The sequence below is a fragment of the Nocardia suismassiliense genome (genome assembly GCF_900269665.1).
GTDB lineage: Bacteria > Actinomycetota > Actinomycetes > Mycobacteriales > Mycobacteriaceae > Nocardia > Nocardia suismassiliense.
This window is the reverse complement of sequence record NZ_LT985361.1, coordinates 6,502,160-6,522,307: the sequence shown is the minus strand read 5'-3', so window position 1 is coordinate 6,522,307 and position 20,148 is coordinate 6,502,160. Positions and strand designations below refer to the sequence as shown.

Genomic DNA, 20,148 nt, shown 5'->3' with positions numbered 1-20,148 from the left:
CCGCTCGGCGCACCGAGATGTCGCGGACGGGACGTGGTGGCGTGCTTACTCGATGTTCTGCGCCTTCATGACCCGCTGGGTGAGTCGCAGGTGCCGAACGGGGCATAAGGGTGTGCCTTCTTGGGGTTTGCCAGCCTCATGTCCCACTCAGTGGACTAGGCGTTCCGGCGGCCAAGGTGTGGCGCCGCGGTTGCGCCAACGGGATGTGGTGGCGTGCTTAGTTGGCGTTCGTCGCCGTGAAGTCCCGTTGGGCGTTGATGCATGGTGGCAGGTGCGCCGTGGTGACGTGCGCACTCGGCGTTCGCTCTACGTCGAGCACTCGGAGTAGCGCGCTGCGGCGCGTGGCACGGGAGATGGCCGAGTGCCTTGTCGGCGTTCGACTTGCCGCAGCCCGCCACCATGTCCCGCTCGGCGCCCCGAGATGTGGCAGACGGGACGTGGTGGCGTGCGCACTCGGCGTTTGGCGCCGTGATGTCCCGCCAGATGGACAGCAGTGCTGCGAATGGGACGTGGTGGCGCGCCTACTCGGCGTTCGGTGTCATGATGGCCCGCTCGGCGGCAAAGCGGGGTGGCGGTTGCGCCGGGCGGGACCTAGTGGCGCGCCTACTCGGTGCTCGTCGCCGTGGTGTCCCGTTCGGCGAGTCAAGCGGACGGCAGGTGCGTCGGATGGGACATGATTGCGTGCCTCATCGATGTTCGACTCACCTTGTCCCCGACGATGAACGGTGACGCTCAGTCCGGCAACTGCAACGCTGAGGCCGCGTCTTGGTCCAGCAGCCAGGTGGTGGACTCGAGTCCGACCGCACCGGCGGAAGGGATGTCGACGGGGCTGGCTCCGGAGATCGCTTCCGCGACCGCGTCCGCCTTGGCCGCTCCGCCGACGACCAGCACTACATGTCGCGTGCGGCGGATGGCGGGGATCGTGAGCGTTACCCGGACCGGGGGCGGTTTCGGCGAATTCGTTACGGCGACAACGAGTTCGTGTTCCTCGCGGACCGCGTCGGTGTGCGGGAACAGGGAGTTGATGTGTCCTTCGCCGCCCATGCCGAGCAGGTGCAGGTCGAAGGAGCCGTGTTCGGCCAGGTAGGCGTGCACGGCGGTGGAGTATTCGGCGGCGGCCTCGATCGGGTCGGGGTATTCACCGTCGGACGCGGCTACCGGGTGTACCCGGGCGGGGTCGACCGGGACGTGATCCAGTAGGGCTTGGCGCGCCTGGAGGTCGTTGCGTTCCGCGTCGCCTGCGGGGACGAAACGTTCATCGCCCCAGAAGAAGTCGACGTTGGACCAGTCGATGTCGCCGGGGGACTTGCGGACCAGTTCGAGGAGCCCGATGCCGGTGCCGCCGCCGGTCAGTACGACCGACGCTGTGCCGCGTTCTTCCTGTGCGGCGACGACGATCTCGACGAATCGGGTCGCCGCGGCGGCGATCAGCGAGTCGGTATCGATGTGGACTTCTACTGTGTCGCTGGCGGATTCACTCATAGGTCACCTTCTCGATTCCGGCGAGGGCCTCGGCGTAGATCTCGTCGGCGTCCAGCCTGCGCAGTTCTTCGGCGAGGCAGTCGCGAGTTTCCCTGCGGGCCAGCGCGATTCGCTGATCGGGATCACCGGTGCGGGTCAGCGTCGCGGTGCGCCCGGTCTGCGGGCGTTCGATGGTGACCGACACCGACGGCCGGTGCAGCTCGACGCGCAGTGCGCCGGAGCGGCGAATCACCGGGCAGCCGAGGCGGATCGCGAGCCAGCCGGCCAGCGTGTCCAGCGCGGGTTCGTCGCGCAACCCGGACACCAGCACCGATTCCACCGGCTCGAAGGGCGGTTCGTCCATCGCGGCGGCCAGCAATGCACGCCAGTAGGTGATCCGGCTCCACGCCAGATCGGTGTCGCCGGCCGCGTAGGAGCCGAGCCGCTTCTTGATCGCGGCCTGCGGATCGGCGGCATAGGTGGCGTCGGTGATGCGCCGAGTCGCCAAGCGGCCCACCGAATCCTTGGACGGGAACTCGGGAGCCCCCCGCGGCCACCAGGCCACCACGGGGGTGTCCGGCAGCAAAAACGGGATGACGACGCTGCTCTCGTGATTGATCAGCTCGCCCTGCAACCGCAGCACGATCACCTCGGCCGCGCCCGCGTCCCCGCCGACTCGAATCTGAGCGTCGAGTCGAGTCTCGGCATCGCGGTCGCCACGCGCCAGAACGACCACCCGGCAAGGGTGTTCGCGGCTGGCATCGTTGGCGGCATCAATCGCGTCCTCGGCCTCGGAGCTGTCCAGCGTGCACACGACCAGGGTGAGCACCCGCATCATGGTGATCACGCCGTTGCTCTCGCGCAGCTGCACGATGCGCTTGGTGACCTCGCCGGTGGTGGTGTGCGGAATGTCGATGATCATGGCCGCCGCCATTCGCGCCCGGTGCGGGCGAGCATCTCGTCGGCCGAGGAGGGACCCCAGGTGCCCGCCTCGTACGGTTCGGGTTTGCCTTCGGTGGCCCAGTGCTCGAGCACCGGATCGAGGATGCCCCAGGACAATTCGACCTCCGCGTTCACCGGGAACAGCGACGGCACCCCGAGCAGCACGTCGAGGATCAGGCGTTCGTAGGCCTCGGGGGAGGACTCGGTGAACGCCTCGCCATAGCTGAAATCCATGTTGACGTCGCGCACTTCCATGCTCGACCCTGGCACTTTCGAGCCGAACCGGGTGGTGATGCCCTCGTCCGGCTGCACCCGGATGACCAGCGCGTTCTGCCCGAGATCCTCGGTCATGGTCTGGTCGAACGGCAGGTGCGGCGCCCGCTTGAACATCACCGCGATCTCGGTGACCCTGCGGCCCAGCCGTTTTCCGGTGCGCAGATAGAACGGCACCCCGGCCCAGCGGCGGGTGTCGACCTCCAGCGTGATCGCGGCGTAGGTCTCGGTGCGCGACTCCGGGTCGAAGCCCTCCTCGTTGAGCAGGCCGACCACCTGCTCGCCACCCTGCCAGCCGTCGGCGTACTGTCCGCGCGCAGTGGTCTCGTCCAGCGGTTCGACCAGTTTCGTGGCGGAGAGCACCTTGATCTTCTCGGCCTGTAACTGCTTGGGCTGGAAGCTGATCGGCTCTTCCATCGCGGTGAGCGCGAGCAGCTGCAGCAGATGGTTCTGGATCACATCGCGGGCCGCGCCGATGCCGTCGTAATAGCCTGCGCGACCGCCCAATCCGATGTCCTCGGCCATGGTGATCTGCACGTGGTCGACGTAGTTGGCGTTCCAGATCGGGTCGTAGAGCTGGTTGGCGAAGCGCAGCGCCAGGATGTTCTGCACCGTCTCTTTGCCGAGGTAGTGGTCGATCCGGAAGACTGTCTCCTCCGGGAACACTCCATTGACCAGCGCGTTGAGCTCCTGGGCGCTTTCCAGATCGTGGCCGAACGGCTTCTCGATCACCACCCGCCGCCACGGTTTACGACCCGCGGCGTCGGTGTTGTCCGGTTGCGCGAGTCCGTGTTCGGAGAGCTGATTGAGCACCACCGGAAACATGTTCGGCGGAATTGACAGGTAGAAGGCGTGATTGCCGCCGGTGCCGCGTTCGGTGTCCAGCGCGGCCAGGGTCTCGGCGAGCGTGGCGAAGGCCTTGTCGTCGTCGAAACTGCCCTGTACGAACCGGATTCCCTCGGCCAGGTGGTCCCAGACCTCCTGGCGGAACGGCGTGCGGGCGTGCGCCTTCACGGCGTTGAGCACGACCTGCGCGAAGTCTTCGTCCGCGTAGTCGCGGCGGGCGAAGCCGACCAACGCGAAACCCGGGGGCAGCAGCCCCCGGTTCGCGAGGTCGTAGATGGCCGGCATCAACTTCTTCCGGGACAGGTCGCCGGTGACACCGAAGATCACCATGCTGCACGGGCCCGCGATGCGCGGGACCCGCTTGTCCCGCTCGTCGCGCAGCGGGTTCTGCCAGGTCGGGTTCTTGGGGCCGGCCATCGGGGTCAGTTGTTCCCGGCCGCTGCGGACAACTCCTCCGTCGTGGCGGAGATCAGTTCCGCCCACGACTTCTCGAACTTGTCCACGCCTTCGCGCTCGAGTACCTGGAACACGTCGTCGAGGTCGACGCCGGCGGCCGACAGCTTGTCGAAGACCTCCTGCGCGGCCGCGGCGGTGCCGCTGACCGTGTCACCGCGGATCTCGGCGTGGTCGGCGACGGCTTCGAGTGTCTTCTCCGGCAACGTGTTCACCGTGTTCGGCGCGACCAGCTCGGTGACGTACATGACGTCGGAGTAGTCCGGGTTCTTCACACCGGTCGAAGCCCACAGCGGCCGTTGGCGATTCGCGCCCGCGGCGGCGAGGTGGTTGTAGGTGGAGGTGTGCTTGCCACCGTCGAACACGTCCTGGTATTCGGCGTAGGCCAAGCGGGCGTTGGCGATTCCGGCCTGCCCGCGCAGCGCGAGGGCCTCGTCGGAGCCGATCGCCTCGAGCCGCTTGTCGATCTCGGTGTCCACCCGGGACACGAAGAACGAAGCGACCGAATGGATCTTGCCGAGGTCGTGACCCGCGGTCTTGGCGCTGCGCAGCCCGTCGAGGTAGGCGCCCATCACCGCGCGGTAGCGCGCGACGGAGAAGATCAGCGTCACGTTCACGCTGATGCCCTCGGCGATCACCCGGGTGATGGCGGGCAGTCCCGCCTCGGTGGCCGGGATCTTGATGAACAGGTTGGGCCGGTCCACCGTCTTCCACAGGTCGATGGCCTGCGCAGTGGTCTTGTCCGCGTCGAAGGCGAAGCGGGGGTCGACCTCGATGGAGACGCGGCCGTCCACCCCGTTGGACGCCTCGAACGCGCCCGCGAAGACATCACAGGCGGAGCGCACGTCGTCGGTGGTGATGGTGCGGATCGCGGCGTCGGCGTCCGCGCCCTGGGCGGCAAGCTCTTTGAGCTGTCCGTCGTAGGCGTGGCCCTTGCTCAGCGCACCCTGGAAGATGGTCGGGTTGGTGGTCACCCCGACGACGCTGCGGGTCTCGATCAGCTCGGCGAGGTTGCCGGACTGGATGCGGTCGCGCGACAGGTCGTCGAGCCACACCGAGACGCCGGCCGCGGACAGGGCGGCGGTATTCGCGTTCTGTGTCATGAGCGCTTATCCCTTCACGTTTTCGACGGCGCCGCTGTTCTCGAACGTGGTGAGCGCGGCGGCGACCACGGCTTCGGTGGTGATTCCGAACTCGCGGAACAGGGTCTTGTAGTCGGCGGACGCCCCGAAGTGCTCGATCGAGACGATCTCGCCCGCGTCACCGGCGAACCGGTGCCACGGCATCGCGATACCCGCCTCGACCACCACGCGTGCGGTGATCGTCGGCGGCAGCACCTCGTTGCGGTAGGCCTGGTCCTGCGCGTCGAACCACTCCACGCACGGCATCGACACCACCCGGGTACCGATGCCACGCTCCTCCAGGCTAATCCGCGCGTCGACGGCGAGCTGGAGCTCCGAACCGGTAGCGATGAGGATCACCTGCGGGGTGTCGGTGGAGGATTCGGCCAGGATGTAGCCGCCCTTCTTGACGCCCTCGTAGCTGGTGCCCTCCTGGACCGGCAGGTCCTGGCGGGTCAGCGCCAGCGCCGACGGCCCGTCCTGGTGCGGCATCTCCGAGACCGAGAAGTGCGAGGTGTGCTCGCTGCTGTCGCGCTCGAGAATGGTGCGCCACGCGTAGGTGGTCTCGTTGGCGTCACCGGGGCGGACCACGTTGAGGCCGGGGATGGCGCGCAGCGCGGCGAGGTGCTCGATCGGCTGGTGCGTCGGGCCGTCCTCACCGAGGCCGATGGAGTCGTGCGTCCACACGTAGATGGCGGGCACGCGCATCAGCGCGGCCAGGCGCACCGCGGGGCGCATGTAGTCGCTGAACACCAGGAAGGTGCCGCCGTACGGGCGGGTCGGGCCGTGCAGCGCAATGCCGTTGAGGATCGCGCCCATGGCGTGCTCGCGCACTCCGAAGTGCAGGGTGCGGCCGTACGGGTTGGCCTTCCACATGCCGGTCGAGATCGACTCCGGGCCGAAGCTCGCCTCACCGGACATGGTGGTGTTGTTGGATTCGGCGAGGTCGGCCGAGCCGCCCCACAGCTCCGGCAGCACCGGCGCCAGCGCGGCCAGCACCTTGCCGGAGGCCTTGCGGGTGGCGACGCCCTTCGGGTCCGGCTCGTAGCTCGGCAGGTTGTCGGCCCAGCCTTGCGGCAGGTCGCGCTTGGCGAGCCGGTCGAACAGGGTCTTGTTGTCCGGGTTGGCCTGCGCCCACGCGTCGAACTGCTGCTGCCACTGCGCGTGCGCCTGCTTGCCGCGATCGATGGCCTTGCGGGTGTGCGCGATCACCGCGTCGTCCACCTCGAAGGTCTGCTCCGGGTCGAAGCCGAGGATCTTCTTGGTGGCGGCCACCTCGTCCGCGCCGAGGGCGGCACCGTGTGCGGCGCCGGTGTTCATCTTGTTGGGCGCCGGGTAGCCGATGATGGTGCGCAGCACGATGATCGACGGCTTGCCGGTCTCCGCCTTGGCGGCGGCCAGCGCCGACTCGATGGCGACGACGTCCTCGCCACCCTCGACCACCTGAACGTGCCAGCCGTAGGCCTCGTAGCGCTTGGCCACGTCCTCGTCGAACGCGATGGTGGTGTCGTCCTCGATGGAGATCTTGTTGTCGTCGTAGATCAGCACGAGGTTGCCGAGCTGCTGGGTGCCCGCGAGCGAGGACGCTTCGGAGGTGACGCCCTCCTCCATGTCACCGTCGGAGGCGATCACGTAGATGAAGTGGTCGAACGGGCTGGTGCCCGGCGCGGCGTTCGGATCGAACAGGCCGCGCTCGCGGCGGGCGGCCATCGCCATGCCGACGGCGGCGGCCAGGCCCTGGCCGAGCGGACCGGTGGTGATCTCGACGCCGTCGGTGTGCCGGAACTCGGGGTGGCCCGGGGTGAGCGAGCCCCACTTGCGCAGGTTCTTCAGATCGTCCAGTTCCAGGCCGAAACCGGCCAGGTAGAGCTGGATGTACTGGGTGATGCTGGAGTGACCGCAGGACAGCACGAAGCGGTCCCGGCCGACCCAGCTCGGGTCGCTCGGGTCGATCCGCATGGTCCGCTGGTAGAGGGAGTACGCCAGCGGCGCCAGGCTCATCGCGGTGCCAGGGTGTCCGTTGCCGGCGTTCTGCACCGCGTCGGCGGCGAGCACCCGGATCGTGTCGACGGCCTTGGTGTCCAGATCCGTCCAGTCGTCCGGGTGATTCGGCTGAGTGAGGGCGCGGATGTCGTCTGTGACTGACACGACCGAGGTTCTCCTGACATTGGTTTCGTCGACGGCGGCTTTACTGGCGGCGATGAACGCACGGCAGCGGCGCGTGCATACCGGGTGTGTACCCAACCACCCTAGATGTGCCCATTGAGCGGGGTGCGGGGAACCCTGTCTTTATTTGCCCCGCGCACGGCGCTCGAAACCCGCGTGCGGCCGGGGTTCTCCGGACCCGTGGCGCACCGTCAGCTGGGTCACATTCCCAATGTTGTTGCGTGGGGCTATGCGAGGAGCATGCTCGGCGGGGTCTACCATCCTCTGTAGTAGTAGCCGCGCCGCACGGCTGAAGAGGCGCCGAGGCGGGCGAAGGTCCAGCTCTCGCGCATCCAGCTCAGCGGGACCGAGCGTGCTGCTTGGTCCATGCCGGATGCGATGCACAGCGTGCGAGGAGAAACAGTGCGGATTGGGCAACAGCCGGGTGGCAATGGCGCGCACGGCTCCGCTCCGACGGCGCTGGCGGACCGGTTCGCCGGGCCAGGGCTGCCGTCCCGACTACTGCGACGAGTGCTCGCGTACATCGCGCTCACCAAGCCGCGGGTCATCGAATTGCTGCTCGTCGCGACGATTCCGACGATGCTGCTCGCCGATCGAGGGCACATCGACCTGCGCCTCATCGTGGTCACCCTGTTCGGTGGCTGGATGGGCGCGGCCAGCGCGAACACGCTGAACTGTGTCGCCGACGCCGATATCGACAAGGTGATGAAGCGGACCGCGAAGCGCCCGCTGGCCAGGGAGGCGGTGCCGACCTCGCACGCCTTCGTATTCGGTGTGCTGCTCGGCCTCGGCTCGTTCGCCTGGCTCTGGTGGCAGGCGAACCTGCTCAGCGGTGTCCTGGTGGTCGCGACGATCCTGTTCTACGTCTTCGTCTACACCCTCGGTCTCAAACGCCGCACCTCGCAGAACGTGGTGTGGGGCGGCGCCGCGGGCTGCATGCCCGCCCTGGTCGGCTGGTCCGCGGTGACCGGCGGTATCGGCTGGCCCGCCGTCGTGCTGTTCGCTGTCATCTTCTTCTGGACGCCGCCGCACACCTGGGCGCTGGCCATGCGCTACAAGGAGGACTACCGCGCGGCCGGCGTGCCGATGCTGCCCGTGGTGGCCACCGAGCAGGTGGTGACCAAGCAGATCGTCATCTACACCTGGCTCACCGTGCTCGCCACCTTGGCGCTGGTCCCCGCGACCGGCGTGGTCTACGCGGCCGTGGCGCTGGTGGCCGGAGCGTGGTTCCTGCTCATGGCGCACCAGCTGTACTCCGGCGTGCGGCGCGGCGAATCGGTGAAGCCGCTGCGACTGTTCCTGCAGTCGAACAACTATCTCGCCGTGGTGTTCTGCGGTCTCGCGGTGGATTCCGTGCTCGGCTGGGACACCGTCGGCAGCTTCCTCTGATCCACCGTCAGTCGCGGCGGGCCAAGTAGCCGTCGGGCCGGATCTCGACTCGGGTGCCGTCGACCGCGTGGTACGCGGCGAAGGCATGGCCCTCCACATCGACGACGTACCGTCCGGCCGCCGTGGTGCCGGGCCGGACGACCGCGTAGGCCTCGGTGCCGGTGGGGAGTTCGCCGGTCTCGCCGAAGCACAGCAGCGTCGAGTGCGGGCCGCGGAACAGGTCGAACAATCGAATCGGGTTGCCCGCCATGTCCTTGAGCGGAGCGTCGGGGGCGCGGTCACCCGCGACGAGCGGACCGAGGTCGGCCGGGTCGCGGTAGCTGATGTCCAACTGCTGGGTTTCCGGGCCGCGCCGCATCGCATCCTCGGCACCGTCGACCAGCTTGTCGAGCAGCGCGGAGCTGATACCGAGCACGCGGGCGGCGACCGTCCTGCGCTCGGATTCATAACTGTGCAGCAGTGATTCGTCACCGTGCATGGCCGCGGCCAGCTTCCAGCCGAGGTTGTACGCGTCCTGGATGCCGGTGTTCATGCCCTGCCCGCCGGTCGGCGGATGAACGTGCGCGGCGTCACCGGCGAGGAAGACGCGGCCGTCCCGGAACCGTTCGGCCAGGCGGATATTCGGCCGCCACACCGTCACCCAGGTGAGCTCGGACAACGTGATGTCGGTGCGGCCGGAGTAACGGTCGACGTACTCCTGCAGCACCGCGAGGGTCGGCTCGGCCTCGTCGATCAGCGGCGCCGCGAACTGGAATTGGCGCCCACCGGGCAAGGGGGACATGGCGATCCCCTCCATCGGCCGATCGGCACCGGCGAACCAGTAGCCGAAGGCATGGTCCAGGGCGTCGGCCCGGACATCGCCGAGCAGCATCCGCAGCGACTCGTCGGTGCTGCCCTCGAACGCGATACCGAGCGTCTTGCGTACAGTGCTGCGGCCGCCGTCGGCACCGATCAGATAGGCGGCGCGCACGGTCTCGTCGGCATCGCCGCACGTCAGAATCGCGGTAACGCCGGTCGCGTCCTGGGTGAACGTCCGCAGTGTCGTGCCCAGTTCGACGCGAACATCGAAGTCCGCGAGCCGATCACGCAGGATCGCCTCGGTCCCGGCCTGCCCGAGCACCCAGCCATTCGGGTAGGGGACCGCGGGCGTCGGCTCGATCGGGTCCCACATCCGGTGCTCGCCGACGAACTCGCCACCCAGGTAGGCCAGCATGACCGGCCCGGTCGCGCCCGCCGCCAGCACCGCGTCGAGCACGCCGAGGTCGTCGAACACCTCGAGGGTGCGGGGTTGGATGCCGTCACCGCGCGAGCCCGCGAAGAACTCGGTGGCCTGGTCGATGATGCGCACCGGAATGTTCCGGCGGGCCAGCTCGAGGGCGAGGGTCAAGCCGGTGGGTCCGGCGCCTGCGATGAGTACCTGCTCGTGCACGTTCTGCTCCTGAATTAAAATTCAATGAATACTGATTCAGTATTGAAGTTGGTACGTTGCCTGTCAAGGAGGTGGGTGCGGGTGTCGATGAGTCGCAAAGAGAAGTCGGCCGAAACCGAGCACGCGCTGAAGGCGGCTGCGCTGCGCCTATTCGCCGAGCGCGGTTACCTGAATACGAAGATCGTCGACATCACGACGGCGGCGGGGCGCGCGGCCGGGTCGTTCTACAACCATTTCGCGGGTAAAGAAGAGCTACTCCAGGCGCTGCTGGACGACGTCGCGGCGGCCGGCGACGTGACGGCGGAGGGGCCGGACCACAACCCGGACTTCACCGATCCCGCGGCGATCCGCTTTCACGTGGAGCAGTACTGGATCTCGGCGCGCCAGCACTGGGCCGTGTACCGCTCCATCCAGCAGGCGGCGCTGGTCAACGATGAATTCGCCAGGCAGGCCGGGCAGTTCGCGATTCAGCAGCGCCGCGACATCGTCAACCATCTGGACGGTTTCGGTCCGGACGGGCCGACGCTGCCGAGCACGCCCGACGCCAGCCTGGCGATGATGTTCCTGCTCGCCGCGGGCATGGTGCAGGCGGTCGAGGAGGGCACGGTCGAGTTGACCGACAAGCAGGCCGTGGACGGCCTGACGCGCTTCATCTACCGCGGCCTCACCGGCCGTGATTACTGAACTGGTCTAGGAACCGGGCAGCAGGACGATGGAGCCGGTGGTCTTGCGCGCCTCGAGATCGCGGTGCGCCTGCTCGGCCTCGGCGAGCGGGTAGGTCGCGCCGATCCGGATCCGCAGCGTGCCATCGTCGATGGCGTTGAGGATGTCCGTTGCGCGCCATAGCAGTTCGGCCCGGTCGCGAGTGTAGTGGGCCAGCGTCGGCCGGGTAACGAATAGTGAGCCTGAGCCGGCCAGACGCTGCAAATCGAACGGGGGGACCGCGCCGCTGGCACCGCCGAAGAGTGCGAGCATGCCGCGGACCCGCAGCGACGCGAGGCTGGCCTCGAAGGTGGCCGCGCCGACGCCGTCGTACACCGCGGCCACGCCGACACCGTCGGTGAGCGCGCGCACCTGGTCGGCGAGGTCGTCGCCGTAACGCAGCACCTCGGCGGCGCCCGCCTCGCGGGACAGCTTCTCCTTCGCATCGGTGGACACCGTGGTGATCACCCGGGCGCCGCGGGCCGCGGCGAGCTGGGTCAGCACCAGGCCGACACCGCCCGCGCCCGCGTGCACCAGCACCGACTCGCCCGGTTGCGGGGTGTAGATCGATTCGAGCAGATAGTGCGCGGTCATGCCCTGGAGCAGCGCGGACGCGGCCACCTTCGGGTCGACCTCGCCGGGCACCTTGACGGCCACCGCGGCGTTCACCGCGACCCGCTCCGCGTAGCTGCCGGGTCCGGCGGCCCACGCGACGCGGTCGCCGACGGCGAACTCGGTGACGTTCGCGCCGACCTCGGCGACCACACCGGAGCCCTCGGCGCCGGGCACATACGGCACGTCCTGCGGATAGCGGCCGGTGCGGATGTAGGTGTCGATGAAGTTGATGCCGATGGCCTGGATGTCGACGAGCAGCTGATCGGGACCGAGCTGCGGGTCCGGCACCTCGACGTACTCCAGGACTTCGGGACCACCGTGTTCGGACACCTGAATCGCACGCATGAGTTCTGTTCTACACCTTCACGGTGGGCAGGCCGGATCCGGCGGTCGCGGACAAATCCGGCAGGGGGACTGGACCGTTTGCTACTGGCCGGTAAACTCCGTGCCATGAGTGCTGATGTCGCCGCGGCCCCGGTGAAGTTGCCGGGCGCCCTCGTGGAGTCCGTCAAGGGTTTCGTCGCCGATCACGACGGTTCGGCCACGGCCGTGCTGCAGCCGCTCGGCCGCGCCGGTGTCCGGGTGACGCTGGTGGGTGCCGACGGCATCCTCGGCGACCGGGTCGTCACCGATATGGCCACCGCGAAGGAGCTCGTCGCCACGATCGACGGGCTCACCGAGGCCGACGAGTGGGACCGGGAACTGACCTCGATCGTCACCCCGCGCAAGTCGCACTGGGCCCAGATGGCCGGTTGGGTGGCCAAACAGAAACGATTCCCCAAGGCGCGCAACGAGAACTGAGCGGTGCGCGTGACGCGGCTGTTCGGCCGCCTCGGTGCGGTACTGCTTGCCGGGTGCATAGTCCTTGTGGCCCCGGCGATTCCGGCGAGCGCGCAGCAGAGCAATGCGCTGCGGGTGTGCACGCCCGGCGATTATCCGCCGTATTCGGTCGCCGAGGGTGCCGGCGAATACCGCGGTGTGGACATCGAATTGGCTCGTGGCTTCGCCGACTTGCTCCGCAGGCCGATCCAGTTCGTCCCGGTCACCTGGGCGACCCTGAAGACTGATTTCGCTGAGCGCCAGTGCGATATTGCGGTCGGCGGTATCTCGGATTCGCCCGCGCGCCGGGCCTTCGCCGACTTCTCGATCGTCTACGGCACCGACGGCAAGACGCCGATCACCCGCCGAGCCAGCGGCGCCGACTTCTCGACGATCGAGCAGATCAACCGGCCCGAGGTGCGGGTGATCGCGAATCGTGGTGGCACGAACGAGGAGTTCGCTCGCAAGAACTTCCCCGACGCTCAGCTGACCCTCTGGCCGGAGAATCTCACCATCTTCGACGAGGTCGAGCAGGGCCGGGCCGACGTCTTCGTCACCGACGCCGTCGAGGGCCGTTACCGCGTCCGCCAGCACCCGGGCCTGCAGGTCTTGCACCGGGACAAGCCTTTCGACTCCTTCGGCAAGGTGCTGCTGATCCGCAAGGACGACCCGGTGCTGGCCACGCTGCTCAACGGGTACCTGACCACTCAGCTCGCTACCGGCACGGTGGACCGGCTGTTCGACCAGTGGATCGGACCCAACGCGACGGTGCCGGTTTAGTCCGACGGTCTCGTGGTGGCAAGCCACTCGAGGTAGCGGTCCATCCAGGTGTCGCAGGGCAGGCCTCGCGGCTCCATCGCGAAACCGTGGCCACCTTGGGCGTAGACGTGCAACTCCGCGGCGTGGCCCGCGGCTCGCCAGGCCTGGTAGCGGGCCAGATTCCCGGGTACGACGTTCTCATCGGGGTCGTCGCCGGCCAGGGCGAGAAACAGCGGGGGTGCGTCGGCCGGGACGGTGTATTCGTGCCAGGCGGGGGCATACAACGCGGCGACGTGATCGGGACGACTCTGCCGGTCGTAATCCGTTGCGGCACTGAAGGCTAGTTGCCCGCCCGCGGAGGAACCGAGGATGCCGATGTGCCGCGGTTCGACCTGCCAGGTGGCGGCGTGCTCGCGGACGAACTGGACTGCTCGGCGTGCATCGATGGCCGCCGGGTAGGACTGCGCCTCGATATCGGCCATGGTGTAGTCGGTGGCCCAGTGCCGGATGAAGTCTTCGTCGTCCGGCGCCGAGGGGAGCAGGCGGTAGCGCAGCACGAAGGCCGTGCAGCCTTGTGCGGCAAGAGCATCGGCGATGTCGGCGCCGGTGCCTCGGGTGAGCGTGATGAAACTGCCGCCGGGACAGACGATGACGGCGGTTCCGGTCGCGCGCGCCGGATCCGGGCGGTGCACGGTCAGTGCGGGTTCGGTGACATTACGAATCAGCGTGACGGCCTTGCCGTCCTGCAAGCCTGGGACGGTGGTTGTCTGGCCATACGGTGACGGCAGGCGTGGGCTCGAGCCGGGCCACAGCGGGATGATCTCGTCGGAAGTCGTTGTGTGCATGCGGGTTCCGTTTCAGCTGGTGGCGAGGGTGACCGTGCCTGCGTCACCGTCGACGGTGACCCGTGCGCCGTCGGGCAGCCGTTCGGTGGCCACGCCGGTGCCCAGTACTGCAGGAATGTGGTACTCGCGGGCCACGATCGAACTGTGGCTCAGTGGTCCGCCGACGTCGGTGACGACCGCGGAAGCCAAAGCGAACAGCGGCGTCCAGGCCGGGGTGGTGATCTTGGTGACCAGCACGTCACCGGGGCGCAGGCGGCTGAAATCCTCGGGGCCGTGGATGATTCGCGCGGGCGCCGTCACCCGGCCGGGACTGCCGGGCACGCCCTTGACCGTTGCGCCGGAATCCTGCTCACCGCCCGCGGGCAACAGCTTCGAGAAGTCGAGGCCGAAGAGCTTCGCGCCGCCGCTGACAGGTAGCGCATGCGGCGGGGTGACCATGCGCTGCGCCGCCGCGGTCGCCTTGCGCTCGGCCACTACGGCGCGTGAATCCTGCACTGGGCGAGCATCATCCAGTGCGCGCGCCGCGTCCTGTAGTTCGTCGAGACGCAACCAGAAGACGTCCTCGTCCGTGCGGAGTGCGCCTGCGGTCACGAGGCGTCGACCGAGCTCGTGCAGCAGGCGACGCACGGTCGGCCAGCCGAGACCGACATCCGCCAGGCCGTCCTCGCGCAACGGGCTCATGGTCTGCGCCCAGCGCAGCAAACGCAGTGTCAGCCAGCGCCGTACACCCGGCCGCCTCGCCTGGAGGCGGCGCATGGCCTGCTCTCGCTTCAACTGTGCGTTGCGCTGACGGTCGTGCGGATCGTGTGCCGCCGGGGTACCGAAGAATGCGAGCGTCTGCAACAGCGGTGCCGGATCGTCGACGGGCAGCGGTGCGGCGAAGTCGAGGTCGTAGACGGTATCGCCGTAGGTCGCCAGGTGTTCGGCGAACCGGCTGAGGAACTCGTGCCACGCTTGGTTCCCGCTACTCGCGTCCTTGTCGTGCAGGAGCGCGAGAAGGTCTGTGCCCGAGAGGTTCTCGACTCGATCGGCCAGGCCTGGTTGCGTGTGGATCCACTGAGCAAGTTCGTAAAGCGACTTCTCCGCGCGCAATGGCTTGCTGTCGAAGCCGAGCAGGAAGGTCAATGCGGCCGGGTCGTCGCGTCGCTTCATCGTCTTGTAGGCGGCCGAGAACAGGCCCTCGCTGATGTACGTCGCGGGCAGCACGCCCCCTTGCAACGTGAGGTAGTAACGCGCCGCCTCCTCGACGATCGCCCGGGCGGCTTCCAGCAATTCGGTGGCGGATGCCTGGGCCGGATTCAGCCCGTTTTTTTCCGCGGTGACCTCGGTATACCGTGTGTGTCCCGCACGCCACCGCTGTGGCGCGGTGCGTAGCGCTCGCGGCAAGGTCGACGCCAGAAATCGCGGCTGCGCCAACAACATTCGAGCGAGCATCCCCGGGGTGTAGGTGATGTCGTAGTAGCCATACCCGTTGATCACCACCAACGGATTGTCGAAGTAGGGCAGCCCGAGGTCGTCATACCGATCCTTGGTCGCCTTGCCGAACGCGGGCAGGCCCAGCGTGGCGAACAGCGGCGAGAGTGGCTCCGGCAGGAGTTCCAGCACACTGGCCCGCATGTACTTACCCTTGCGGTCGGGCAGCTCCCATTCGGTTGCCGGTTTTGGTGCGTCGTCCGGCAGCACGGTGATCGGCCGTGCCTGCACGATGAACAACTCGCCATCGTGCACCGCCCACTCGATATCCATGGGCTGCCCGTACAGTTCCTCGATCCGCACGGCGAGCTCGGTCAGCTCGGCGGCTCGATCGGCTTCGAGCACCCGCGCGTTCCGTTGCTGCTCGGGTACCGCGACGTCCTCGGTGCCCGTTGCCGTGCGCACGGTCATCGAGCGTTTATCGCTGATGTCCTCGCGCAGGACCTGCCCGTCGGACTTCGCGACGAGAAGGGTGTCGGGCGTGACGTTTCCGCTGACGATGGCCTCGCCGAGACCCCAGGCCGCGTTGATCATCACCCGGTCCCGCGCACCGGTCAGCGGGTCCGCGGTGAACAGCACACCGGCGGCGTCGGCGGGAACGAGCTCCTGCACGACGACCGCCAAACTCACCTCGTCGGACTCGATGCCTTGGCGGGCGCGATAATCGATGGCCCGCGCGGTCCACAGGGATGCCCAGCAGCGTTGCACCGCAGCCAGAACTTGTTCGGCGCCACGGATATTGAGATAGGTATCCTGTTGCCCGGCGAAGGACATCTCCGGCAGATCCTCCGCGGTGGCCGAGGAACGCACCGCTACCGCCACCTCGTCACCGAGTTGGGCATAGGCGGCGCGGACGGCCGCCGTGATCTCTTCCGGCACAGGCTGTTCGGCGAACAGTCCGGCGATTTCAGCCGCCGCGGCTTCGATCGATGCGGGCCGATCCGGGTCCGCCGCGGTGACCGTGCGAAGAATCTTGTCGTGCAGATTCGCGCTGTCGACGAAGTGCCGGTATGCGGCCGTGGTGACGTGAAACCCTGGTGGCACCGGAAGTTTCGCCGCGGCCATGCGGGCGAGCGAAGCGCCCTTGCCGCCGGCTACCTCCAGGGTGGCCCGGGTGTCGTCCAGGTCGAGGACGAGCGGATCGCTGGTGGTCATGACATGTTTCCTTTCTACCGGCCCGGCTCGGCGCCGAAATTCGCGTGGGCGCGCGCCAGCTCATCGAGCAGTAGCGCTTTGCCACGGGCGAGGTCGGCGCCCTCGGGCGGGGTCAGCGCCCGTTCGAGCAGGTCGGCCAGTGTGCTGAGCAGTTCATCGGAGGACGGCTGGTCCGGATCGGCGGGTTCGGCCCGATCCGACGGCAAGGTGCGCCGGATGGCGGGGGTCAATGCGTCGAGAATGAAAGCGGCCGTGCGGATGTCGACGTCGGAGCGGACCGTGCCCGCCTCCTGCATGGCGAGCAGGAAATCGCCGGTGCCGAGCTTGGGCAGCCGGTCGAAGACGTTGCCCGGCTTGCGCAGGTACTTGCCCAGGATGTCTTCGTCGCGCGCGACGATCGCCGCGGCGAGCGGCAGCCGGGTGAGTGTGTGCACCATCGCCCGGTAGACGCTGGCCACACTGCCCGCCTGCGGATCCGCTTCCAGCTGCGCCCGCCAGGTGTCCGCGTACCGGCTCAGCTCGCGTCGCACCGTCGCCTCGACGAGCTCGTCTTTCGACTTGAACTGCAGGTACACCAAACCCCGGTGCAGGGCGACGGCATCGGCGACGTCGCCCATCGTCAGCTTGTTGTAGCCGATCCGGCACAGCAGGTCGGCCGCCGCATCGAGGATGGCCTGCTCGCGTTCGAACTCATTGACGCTCATCGATTTTGTCACCTTGACATATTTTGAGAAGTTGTCAAAAGCGACCGTACGCCTGCCACGGGCCTACGTCAACGGGTGCTGAGCGGCCTCTTAGGGAATGTGTAAAGGTCCTTGCGGCAAGGGATTCGGCGGGCCTGGCTCAGTACTCCCCGCGCACCAGGTTCTTGGGCTCCTCACCAGCCACGAAACGGGCGATCTCCGCACGGACCACGGCGTAGCCGCGTTCGTAACTGCCGGTGCTGTTGCCGCCGACGTGCGGGGTGAGCAGGAGATTCGGAGCGGTCCAGAGTGGATGGCCCGGTGGCAGTGGTTCCGGATCGGTGACGTCCAGTGCCGCACGGAGCCGGCCCGATTGCAGCTCGGCCAGCAGGGCATCGGTCTGGACGACCGGCCCGCGGGCGATGTTGACGAGAATGGCGTTGTCGTCCATCGCGGCGAGGAAGGCGGCGTCGACCATTCCGGTGGTGCGAGTGGTGACCGGGACAGTCAGCACGACGACGTCTTTTCCGGGGAGCAAGCCGGGTAGTTCGTCGACGCTGCGCACTCCGCCGCGGGCCCGGGTGCCGACCAGTGTCACCTCGGTGTCGAATCCGTCGAGCCTGCGGACGAGTTCGGCGGCCAGATCGCCGGCGCCGATCACCAGAATCCGCTTGCCGACCAATGTTCCGGTCTGATGGAAGGTCCACTGCTGGGCGCGCTGGGCGTCGGCGAAGCCGCCGAGCTCGCGGTAGATGTGCAGCAGCGCGGCCATTACCCATTCGGCCGAGCTGCCGCCGTGCGCACCGCGTCCGGTGGACAGGCGCACGCCATCGGGCAACCGGCTGATCCAGCCCTCGGCGCCCGCGGTCATCATCTGCACCAGTCGTAGCTTGGGCAGCTGGGTCAGGTCGACGGTGTCGGCGCGGGAAAGGAACTTGGGCACCAGCACTTCCGCGTGTTCGGCGCCGTCGGGCAGTGGCTCGCCCGCTTCGTAGCGCAACGGCTGTATGCCGTCGATTCCGGACAGGACCTCGAAGCCGTAGTCATCCGGCACCAGAACAATGACCGCCATGCTGGCCAGGTTAGCGGTCCCGGCCGGGCACGCATCCGGCTGCACTTTTTCCGGTCTGCGGCAGCGCGGAGGCGCAATCGTCCGCTGGAGGCTGTACTGTCTGGGTCAGTTGAGCGAATCCGGCCGATTCGCCGCAGAGTGACATATCAGTCGGTTAAATTGAGCCCGGTCGGGGGTGGAGCCGGCGGAATCGAGGTAGTGGTGGTCGACAGGGTCGCTCGGGTGTCCGAGCCACTGGTGCGCTGGGGATTCGAGCTCGTCCTGACGAGTCTGCGGACCTTCGGCCGGACCCTTCAGCTCGCCGTCGCCGCGTTCAGCTATCTCGTCGGCGACATCCTCAAGCTGCGCCATCCCTGGCGGGACACACTGCAACAGGGCTGGTTCATCGTCAGCGTCACCGCGATTCCCGCGGTGCTGGTGGCGATTCCGTTCGGCGTGATCGTCTCGGTGCAGGTCGGCAGCCTGACCCAGCAGGTGGGCGCGACCTCGGTGGCCGGTGCGGCGGGCGGGCTCGGCGTCATCCGGCAGGGCGCGCCGATGGTGACCGCGCTGCTGCTCGGCGGCGCGGCCGGGTCGGCCATCGCCTCGGATCTGGGCGCGCGCACCATCCGCGAGGAGGTAGACGCGTTGCGCACCATGGGCATCGACCCGGTGCGGCGACTGGTCGCCCCGCGGCTCGCCGCCATGATCGTGCTGACGCCGCTGCTGTGCCTGCTGGTCATCTTCATGGGCGTGTTCACCGGATATGTGGTGGCGGTCGGGTTCCAAGGGGTGACGCCGGGCAGTTACCTGTCCTCGTTCGCGGCCTTCGCCACCATGGCCGATCTCGCGGTGGCGATCGGCAAGTCGGTCATCTTCGGGGTGATCGTGCTGATCGTCGCCTGCCAGCGCGGGCTCGAAGCGACGCACGGGCCCAAGGGCGTCGCCAACGCGGTCAACGCCGCGGTGGTGATCGGGGTGATCGCCGCGTTCGGCGTGAACCTCGTGATCACCCAGCTGGTTTCGATGTTCCTGCCGCAGAAGGTGGGCTGATGACGGAAATACCAGCCCAGTATCGGCCGTTCGGCCGTGCCGGTCGCCTCGTCGAGCGTGGCACGCGCGGACCGCTGACCCTGTTCGAATCGCTGGGCCACCAGCTGACTTTCGTGATCCAGGTGCTCGCCGCGATACCGCACACGCTGCGCGCGTACCGCCGCCAGACCATGCTGACGCTCACCGACATCACCTGGGGCAGCGGCAATATCATCGTCGGCGGCGGCACGGTGGCGGTGCTGATCTTCCTCGGCGTCGCGGTCGGCGGTTCGATCGGCGTGGAGGGGTTCACCGCGCTGAACATGGTCGGCATGGGGCCGCTGACCGGCTTCGTCTCCGCCTACGCCAACACCAGGGAGATGGCGCCGATGGTCGCCGCGATCGGGTTCGCGGCGCAGGCGGGCTGCCGGATGACCGCCGAGATCGGCGCGATGCGCATCTCCGAGGAGATCGACGCGCTGGAAGCCATTGGTATCCGGCCGATTCCGTTCGTGGTGACCACCAGGGTGATCGCGGGCATGATCACCATCGTTCCGCTCTACCTGCTGACGCTGATCCTCAGTTACCTCTCGTGCGCGGTGGTGGTGAACGTGCTGCACGGTCAGTCCTCGGGCACCTACTACCACTACTTCGACGCCTTCCTGCAACCCGGCGACGTGGTCGCGTCGCTGATCAAGGCGACGGTGTTCGTGGTGATGATCATCCTGATCCACGGCTACCAAGGGTTTTACGCGACCGGCGGGCCGGAGGGCGTCGGGCGGGCCTCAGGCCGGGCGATCCGCGCGAGCCTGGTGCTGGTGGTGGTCGCGGACATGATCATGACGATCGTCTTCTGGGGGCTCGATGTCGGAATCAAGATTTCGGGGTGACTGATGCCGATATTCGTTGACCTTTCAAGCCGGGCCGCCGGACG

At 67.8% G+C, this 20,148-nt stretch carries 17 protein-coding genes; 6 read left to right on the top strand and 11 right to left on the bottom strand.

Going from position 1 to position 20,148, the window contains the following annotated elements; translation table 11 throughout:
• Positions 1 to 732: 732 nt before the first annotated feature.
• From pgl to tkt, 5 genes are read right to left on the bottom strand one after another with little or no spacing between them, the layout of a single operon-like run.
• Positions 733 to 1,482 carry a 6-phosphogluconolactonase gene (gene pgl / locus DBO33_RS28885; protein ID WP_107657892.1) on the bottom strand — a complete coding sequence of 250 codons (750 nt, stop codon included), beginning with the start codon at positions 1,480 to 1,482 and terminating at the stop codon, positions 733 to 735.
• Positions 1,475 to 2,383: a glucose-6-phosphate dehydrogenase assembly protein OpcA gene (opcA, locus tag DBO33_RS28880; protein WP_107660665.1), complete on the bottom strand. Its 909-nt coding sequence runs from the start codon at positions 2,381 to 2,383 to the stop codon at positions 1,475 to 1,477. The genes pgl and opcA overlap by 8 nt, the downstream gene beginning before the upstream one ends.
• Positions 2,380 to 3,939, bottom strand: coding sequence for a glucose-6-phosphate dehydrogenase (zwf, locus tag DBO33_RS28875; protein WP_107657891.1), 1,560 nt, complete (start codon positions 3,937 to 3,939; stop codon positions 2,380 to 2,382). Before zwf ends, opcA begins: the two co-directional genes overlap by 4 nt.
• A 5-nt stretch (positions 3,940 to 3,944) precedes the next feature.
• Complete coding sequence (gene tal / locus DBO33_RS28870; protein ID WP_107657890.1) at positions 3,945 to 5,078, bottom strand: transaldolase; 1,134 nt, start codon at positions 5,076 to 5,078, stop codon at positions 3,945 to 3,947.
• Positions 5,079 to 5,084: 6 nt separating this feature from the next.
• Positions 5,085 to 7,244 carry a transketolase gene (gene tkt / locus DBO33_RS28865; RefSeq protein WP_107657889.1) on the bottom strand — a complete coding sequence of 720 codons (2,160 nt, stop codon included), beginning with the start codon at positions 7,242 to 7,244 and terminating at the stop codon, positions 5,085 to 5,087.
• Between the two features lie 384 nt (positions 7,245 to 7,628).
• On the opposite strand from tkt, the gene DBO33_RS28860 reads away from it, so the two are divergent.
• Positions 7,629 to 8,651, top strand: coding sequence for a heme o synthase (locus DBO33_RS28860; RefSeq protein WP_407670542.1), 1,023 nt, complete (start codon positions 7,629 to 7,631; stop codon positions 8,649 to 8,651).
• A gap of 7 nt (positions 8,652 to 8,658) precedes the next feature.
• Here DBO33_RS28860 and DBO33_RS28855 read toward each other — a convergent pair whose 3' ends face one another.
• The gene (locus DBO33_RS28855) at positions 8,659 to 10,080 is read right to left on the bottom strand and encodes an FAD-dependent monooxygenase (RefSeq protein WP_107657888.1); all 1,422 of its coding nucleotides are present in this window, start codon (positions 10,078 to 10,080) and stop codon (positions 8,659 to 8,661) included.
• Between the two features lie 87 nt (positions 10,081 to 10,167).
• Between DBO33_RS28855 and DBO33_RS28850 the strand changes: the two genes are divergently transcribed.
• Entirely contained in the window at positions 10,168 to 10,764 is a 597-nt protein-coding gene (locus tag DBO33_RS28850; protein ID WP_107660663.1) for a TetR/AcrR family transcriptional regulator, read from the top strand.
• Between the two features lie 6 nt (positions 10,765 to 10,770).
• Here DBO33_RS28850 and DBO33_RS28845 read toward each other — a convergent pair whose 3' ends face one another.
• Complete coding sequence (locus DBO33_RS28845; RefSeq protein WP_107657887.1) at positions 10,771 to 11,742, bottom strand: quinone oxidoreductase family protein; 972 nt, start codon at positions 11,740 to 11,742, stop codon at positions 10,771 to 10,773.
• A 105-nt stretch (positions 11,743 to 11,847) separates the two neighbouring features.
• Here DBO33_RS28845 and DBO33_RS28840 point away from each other — a divergent pair, with 105 nt between their 5' ends.
• Complete coding sequence (locus DBO33_RS28840) at positions 11,848 to 12,198, top strand: hypothetical protein (protein WP_107657886.1); 351 nt, start codon at positions 11,848 to 11,850, stop codon at positions 12,196 to 12,198.
• A 3-nt stretch (positions 12,199 to 12,201) separates the two neighbouring features.
• Positions 12,202 to 12,996, top strand: coding sequence for a transporter substrate-binding domain-containing protein (locus DBO33_RS28835; protein WP_107657885.1), 795 nt, complete (start codon positions 12,202 to 12,204; stop codon positions 12,994 to 12,996).
• On the opposite strand, the gene DBO33_RS28830 is transcribed toward DBO33_RS28835, so the two are convergent.
• The 4 genes from DBO33_RS28830 to DBO33_RS28815 all read right to left on the bottom strand — a co-directional run bounded on the left by DBO33_RS28830 (position 12,993) and on the right by DBO33_RS28815 (position 18,203).
• Positions 12,993 to 13,820 (bottom strand): alpha/beta hydrolase, encoded by an 828-nt coding sequence (locus DBO33_RS28830; protein ID WP_107657884.1) that lies wholly within the window; start codon positions 13,818 to 13,820, stop codon positions 12,993 to 12,995. The genes DBO33_RS28835 and DBO33_RS28830 overlap by 4 nt on opposite strands.
• A 12-nt stretch (positions 13,821 to 13,832) precedes the next feature.
• Positions 13,833 to 16,448 carry a PEP/pyruvate-binding domain-containing protein gene (locus DBO33_RS28825; protein WP_107657883.1) on the bottom strand — a complete coding sequence of 872 codons (2,616 nt, stop codon included), beginning with the start codon at positions 16,446 to 16,448 and terminating at the stop codon, positions 13,833 to 13,835.
• Between the two features lie 14 nt (positions 16,449 to 16,462).
• Complete coding sequence (locus DBO33_RS28820) at positions 16,463 to 17,152, bottom strand: TetR/AcrR family transcriptional regulator (protein ID WP_107657882.1); 690 nt, start codon at positions 17,150 to 17,152, stop codon at positions 16,463 to 16,465.
• Positions 17,153 to 17,291: 139 nt separating this feature from the next.
• Positions 17,292 to 18,203: a 2-hydroxyacid dehydrogenase gene (locus tag DBO33_RS28815; protein WP_199856790.1), complete on the bottom strand. Its 912-nt coding sequence runs from the start codon at positions 18,201 to 18,203 to the stop codon at positions 17,292 to 17,294.
• A 126-nt stretch (positions 18,204 to 18,329) separates the two neighbouring features.
• Between DBO33_RS28815 and DBO33_RS28810 the strand changes: the two genes are divergently transcribed.
• Both DBO33_RS28810 and DBO33_RS28805 read left to right on the top strand, forming a co-directional pair.
• Positions 18,330 to 19,235, top strand: coding sequence for an MlaE family ABC transporter permease (locus DBO33_RS28810; RefSeq protein WP_407670633.1), 906 nt, complete (start codon positions 18,330 to 18,332; stop codon positions 19,233 to 19,235).
• Positions 19,235 to 20,104: an MlaE family ABC transporter permease gene (locus tag DBO33_RS28805; protein WP_107657880.1), complete on the top strand. Its 870-nt coding sequence runs from the start codon at positions 19,235 to 19,237 to the stop codon at positions 20,102 to 20,104. The genes DBO33_RS28810 and DBO33_RS28805 overlap by 1 nt, the downstream gene beginning before the upstream one ends.
• Positions 20,105 to 20,148: the final 44 nt, after the last annotated feature.

What these genes read in the sequence shown, in the direction of transcription:
- zwf (WP_107657891.1), bottom strand. Translation starts at nt 3,939, where the DNA reads ATGGCCGGCCCCAAGAACCCGACCTGGCAGAACCCGCTGCGCGACGAG.
- DBO33_RS28805 (WP_107657880.1), top strand. Translation starts at nt 19,235, where the DNA reads ATGACGGAAATACCAGCCCAGTATCGGCCGTTCGGCCGTGCCGGTCGC.
- DBO33_RS28850 (WP_107660663.1), top strand. Translation starts at nt 10,168, where the DNA reads ATGAGTCGCAAAGAGAAGTCGGCCGAAACCGAGCACGCGCTGAAGGCG.
- DBO33_RS28845 (WP_107657887.1), bottom strand. Translation starts at nt 11,742, where the DNA reads ATGCGTGCGATTCAGGTGTCCGAACACGGTGGTCCCGAAGTCCTGGAG.
- DBO33_RS28815 (WP_199856790.1), bottom strand. Translation starts at nt 18,203, where the DNA reads ATGGCGGTCATTGTTCTGGTGCCGGATGACTACGGCTTCGAGGTCCTG.
- DBO33_RS28860 (WP_407670542.1), top strand. Translation starts at nt 7,629, where the DNA reads ATGCCGGATGCGATGCACAGCGTGCGAGGAGAAACAGTGCGGATTGGG.
- pgl (WP_107657892.1), bottom strand. Translation starts at nt 1,482, where the DNA reads ATGAGTGAATCCGCCAGCGACACAGTAGAAGTCCACATCGATACCGAC.
- DBO33_RS28830 (WP_107657884.1), bottom strand. Translation starts at nt 13,820, where the DNA reads ATGCACACAACGACTTCCGACGAGATCATCCCGCTGTGGCCCGGCTCG.
- DBO33_RS28840 (WP_107657886.1), top strand. Translation starts at nt 11,848, where the DNA reads ATGAGTGCTGATGTCGCCGCGGCCCCGGTGAAGTTGCCGGGCGCCCTC.
- opcA (WP_107660665.1), bottom strand. Translation starts at nt 2,383, where the DNA reads ATGATCATCGACATTCCGCACACCACCACCGGCGAGGTCACCAAGCGC.
- tal (WP_107657890.1), bottom strand. Translation starts at nt 5,078, where the DNA reads ATGACACAGAACGCGAATACCGCCGCCCTGTCCGCGGCCGGCGTCTCG.
- DBO33_RS28825 (WP_107657883.1), bottom strand. Translation starts at nt 16,448, where the DNA reads ATGACCACCAGCGATCCGCTCGTCCTCGACCTGGACGACACCCGGGCC.
- DBO33_RS28820 (WP_107657882.1), bottom strand. Translation starts at nt 17,152, where the DNA reads ATGAGCGTCAATGAGTTCGAACGCGAGCAGGCCATCCTCGATGCGGCG.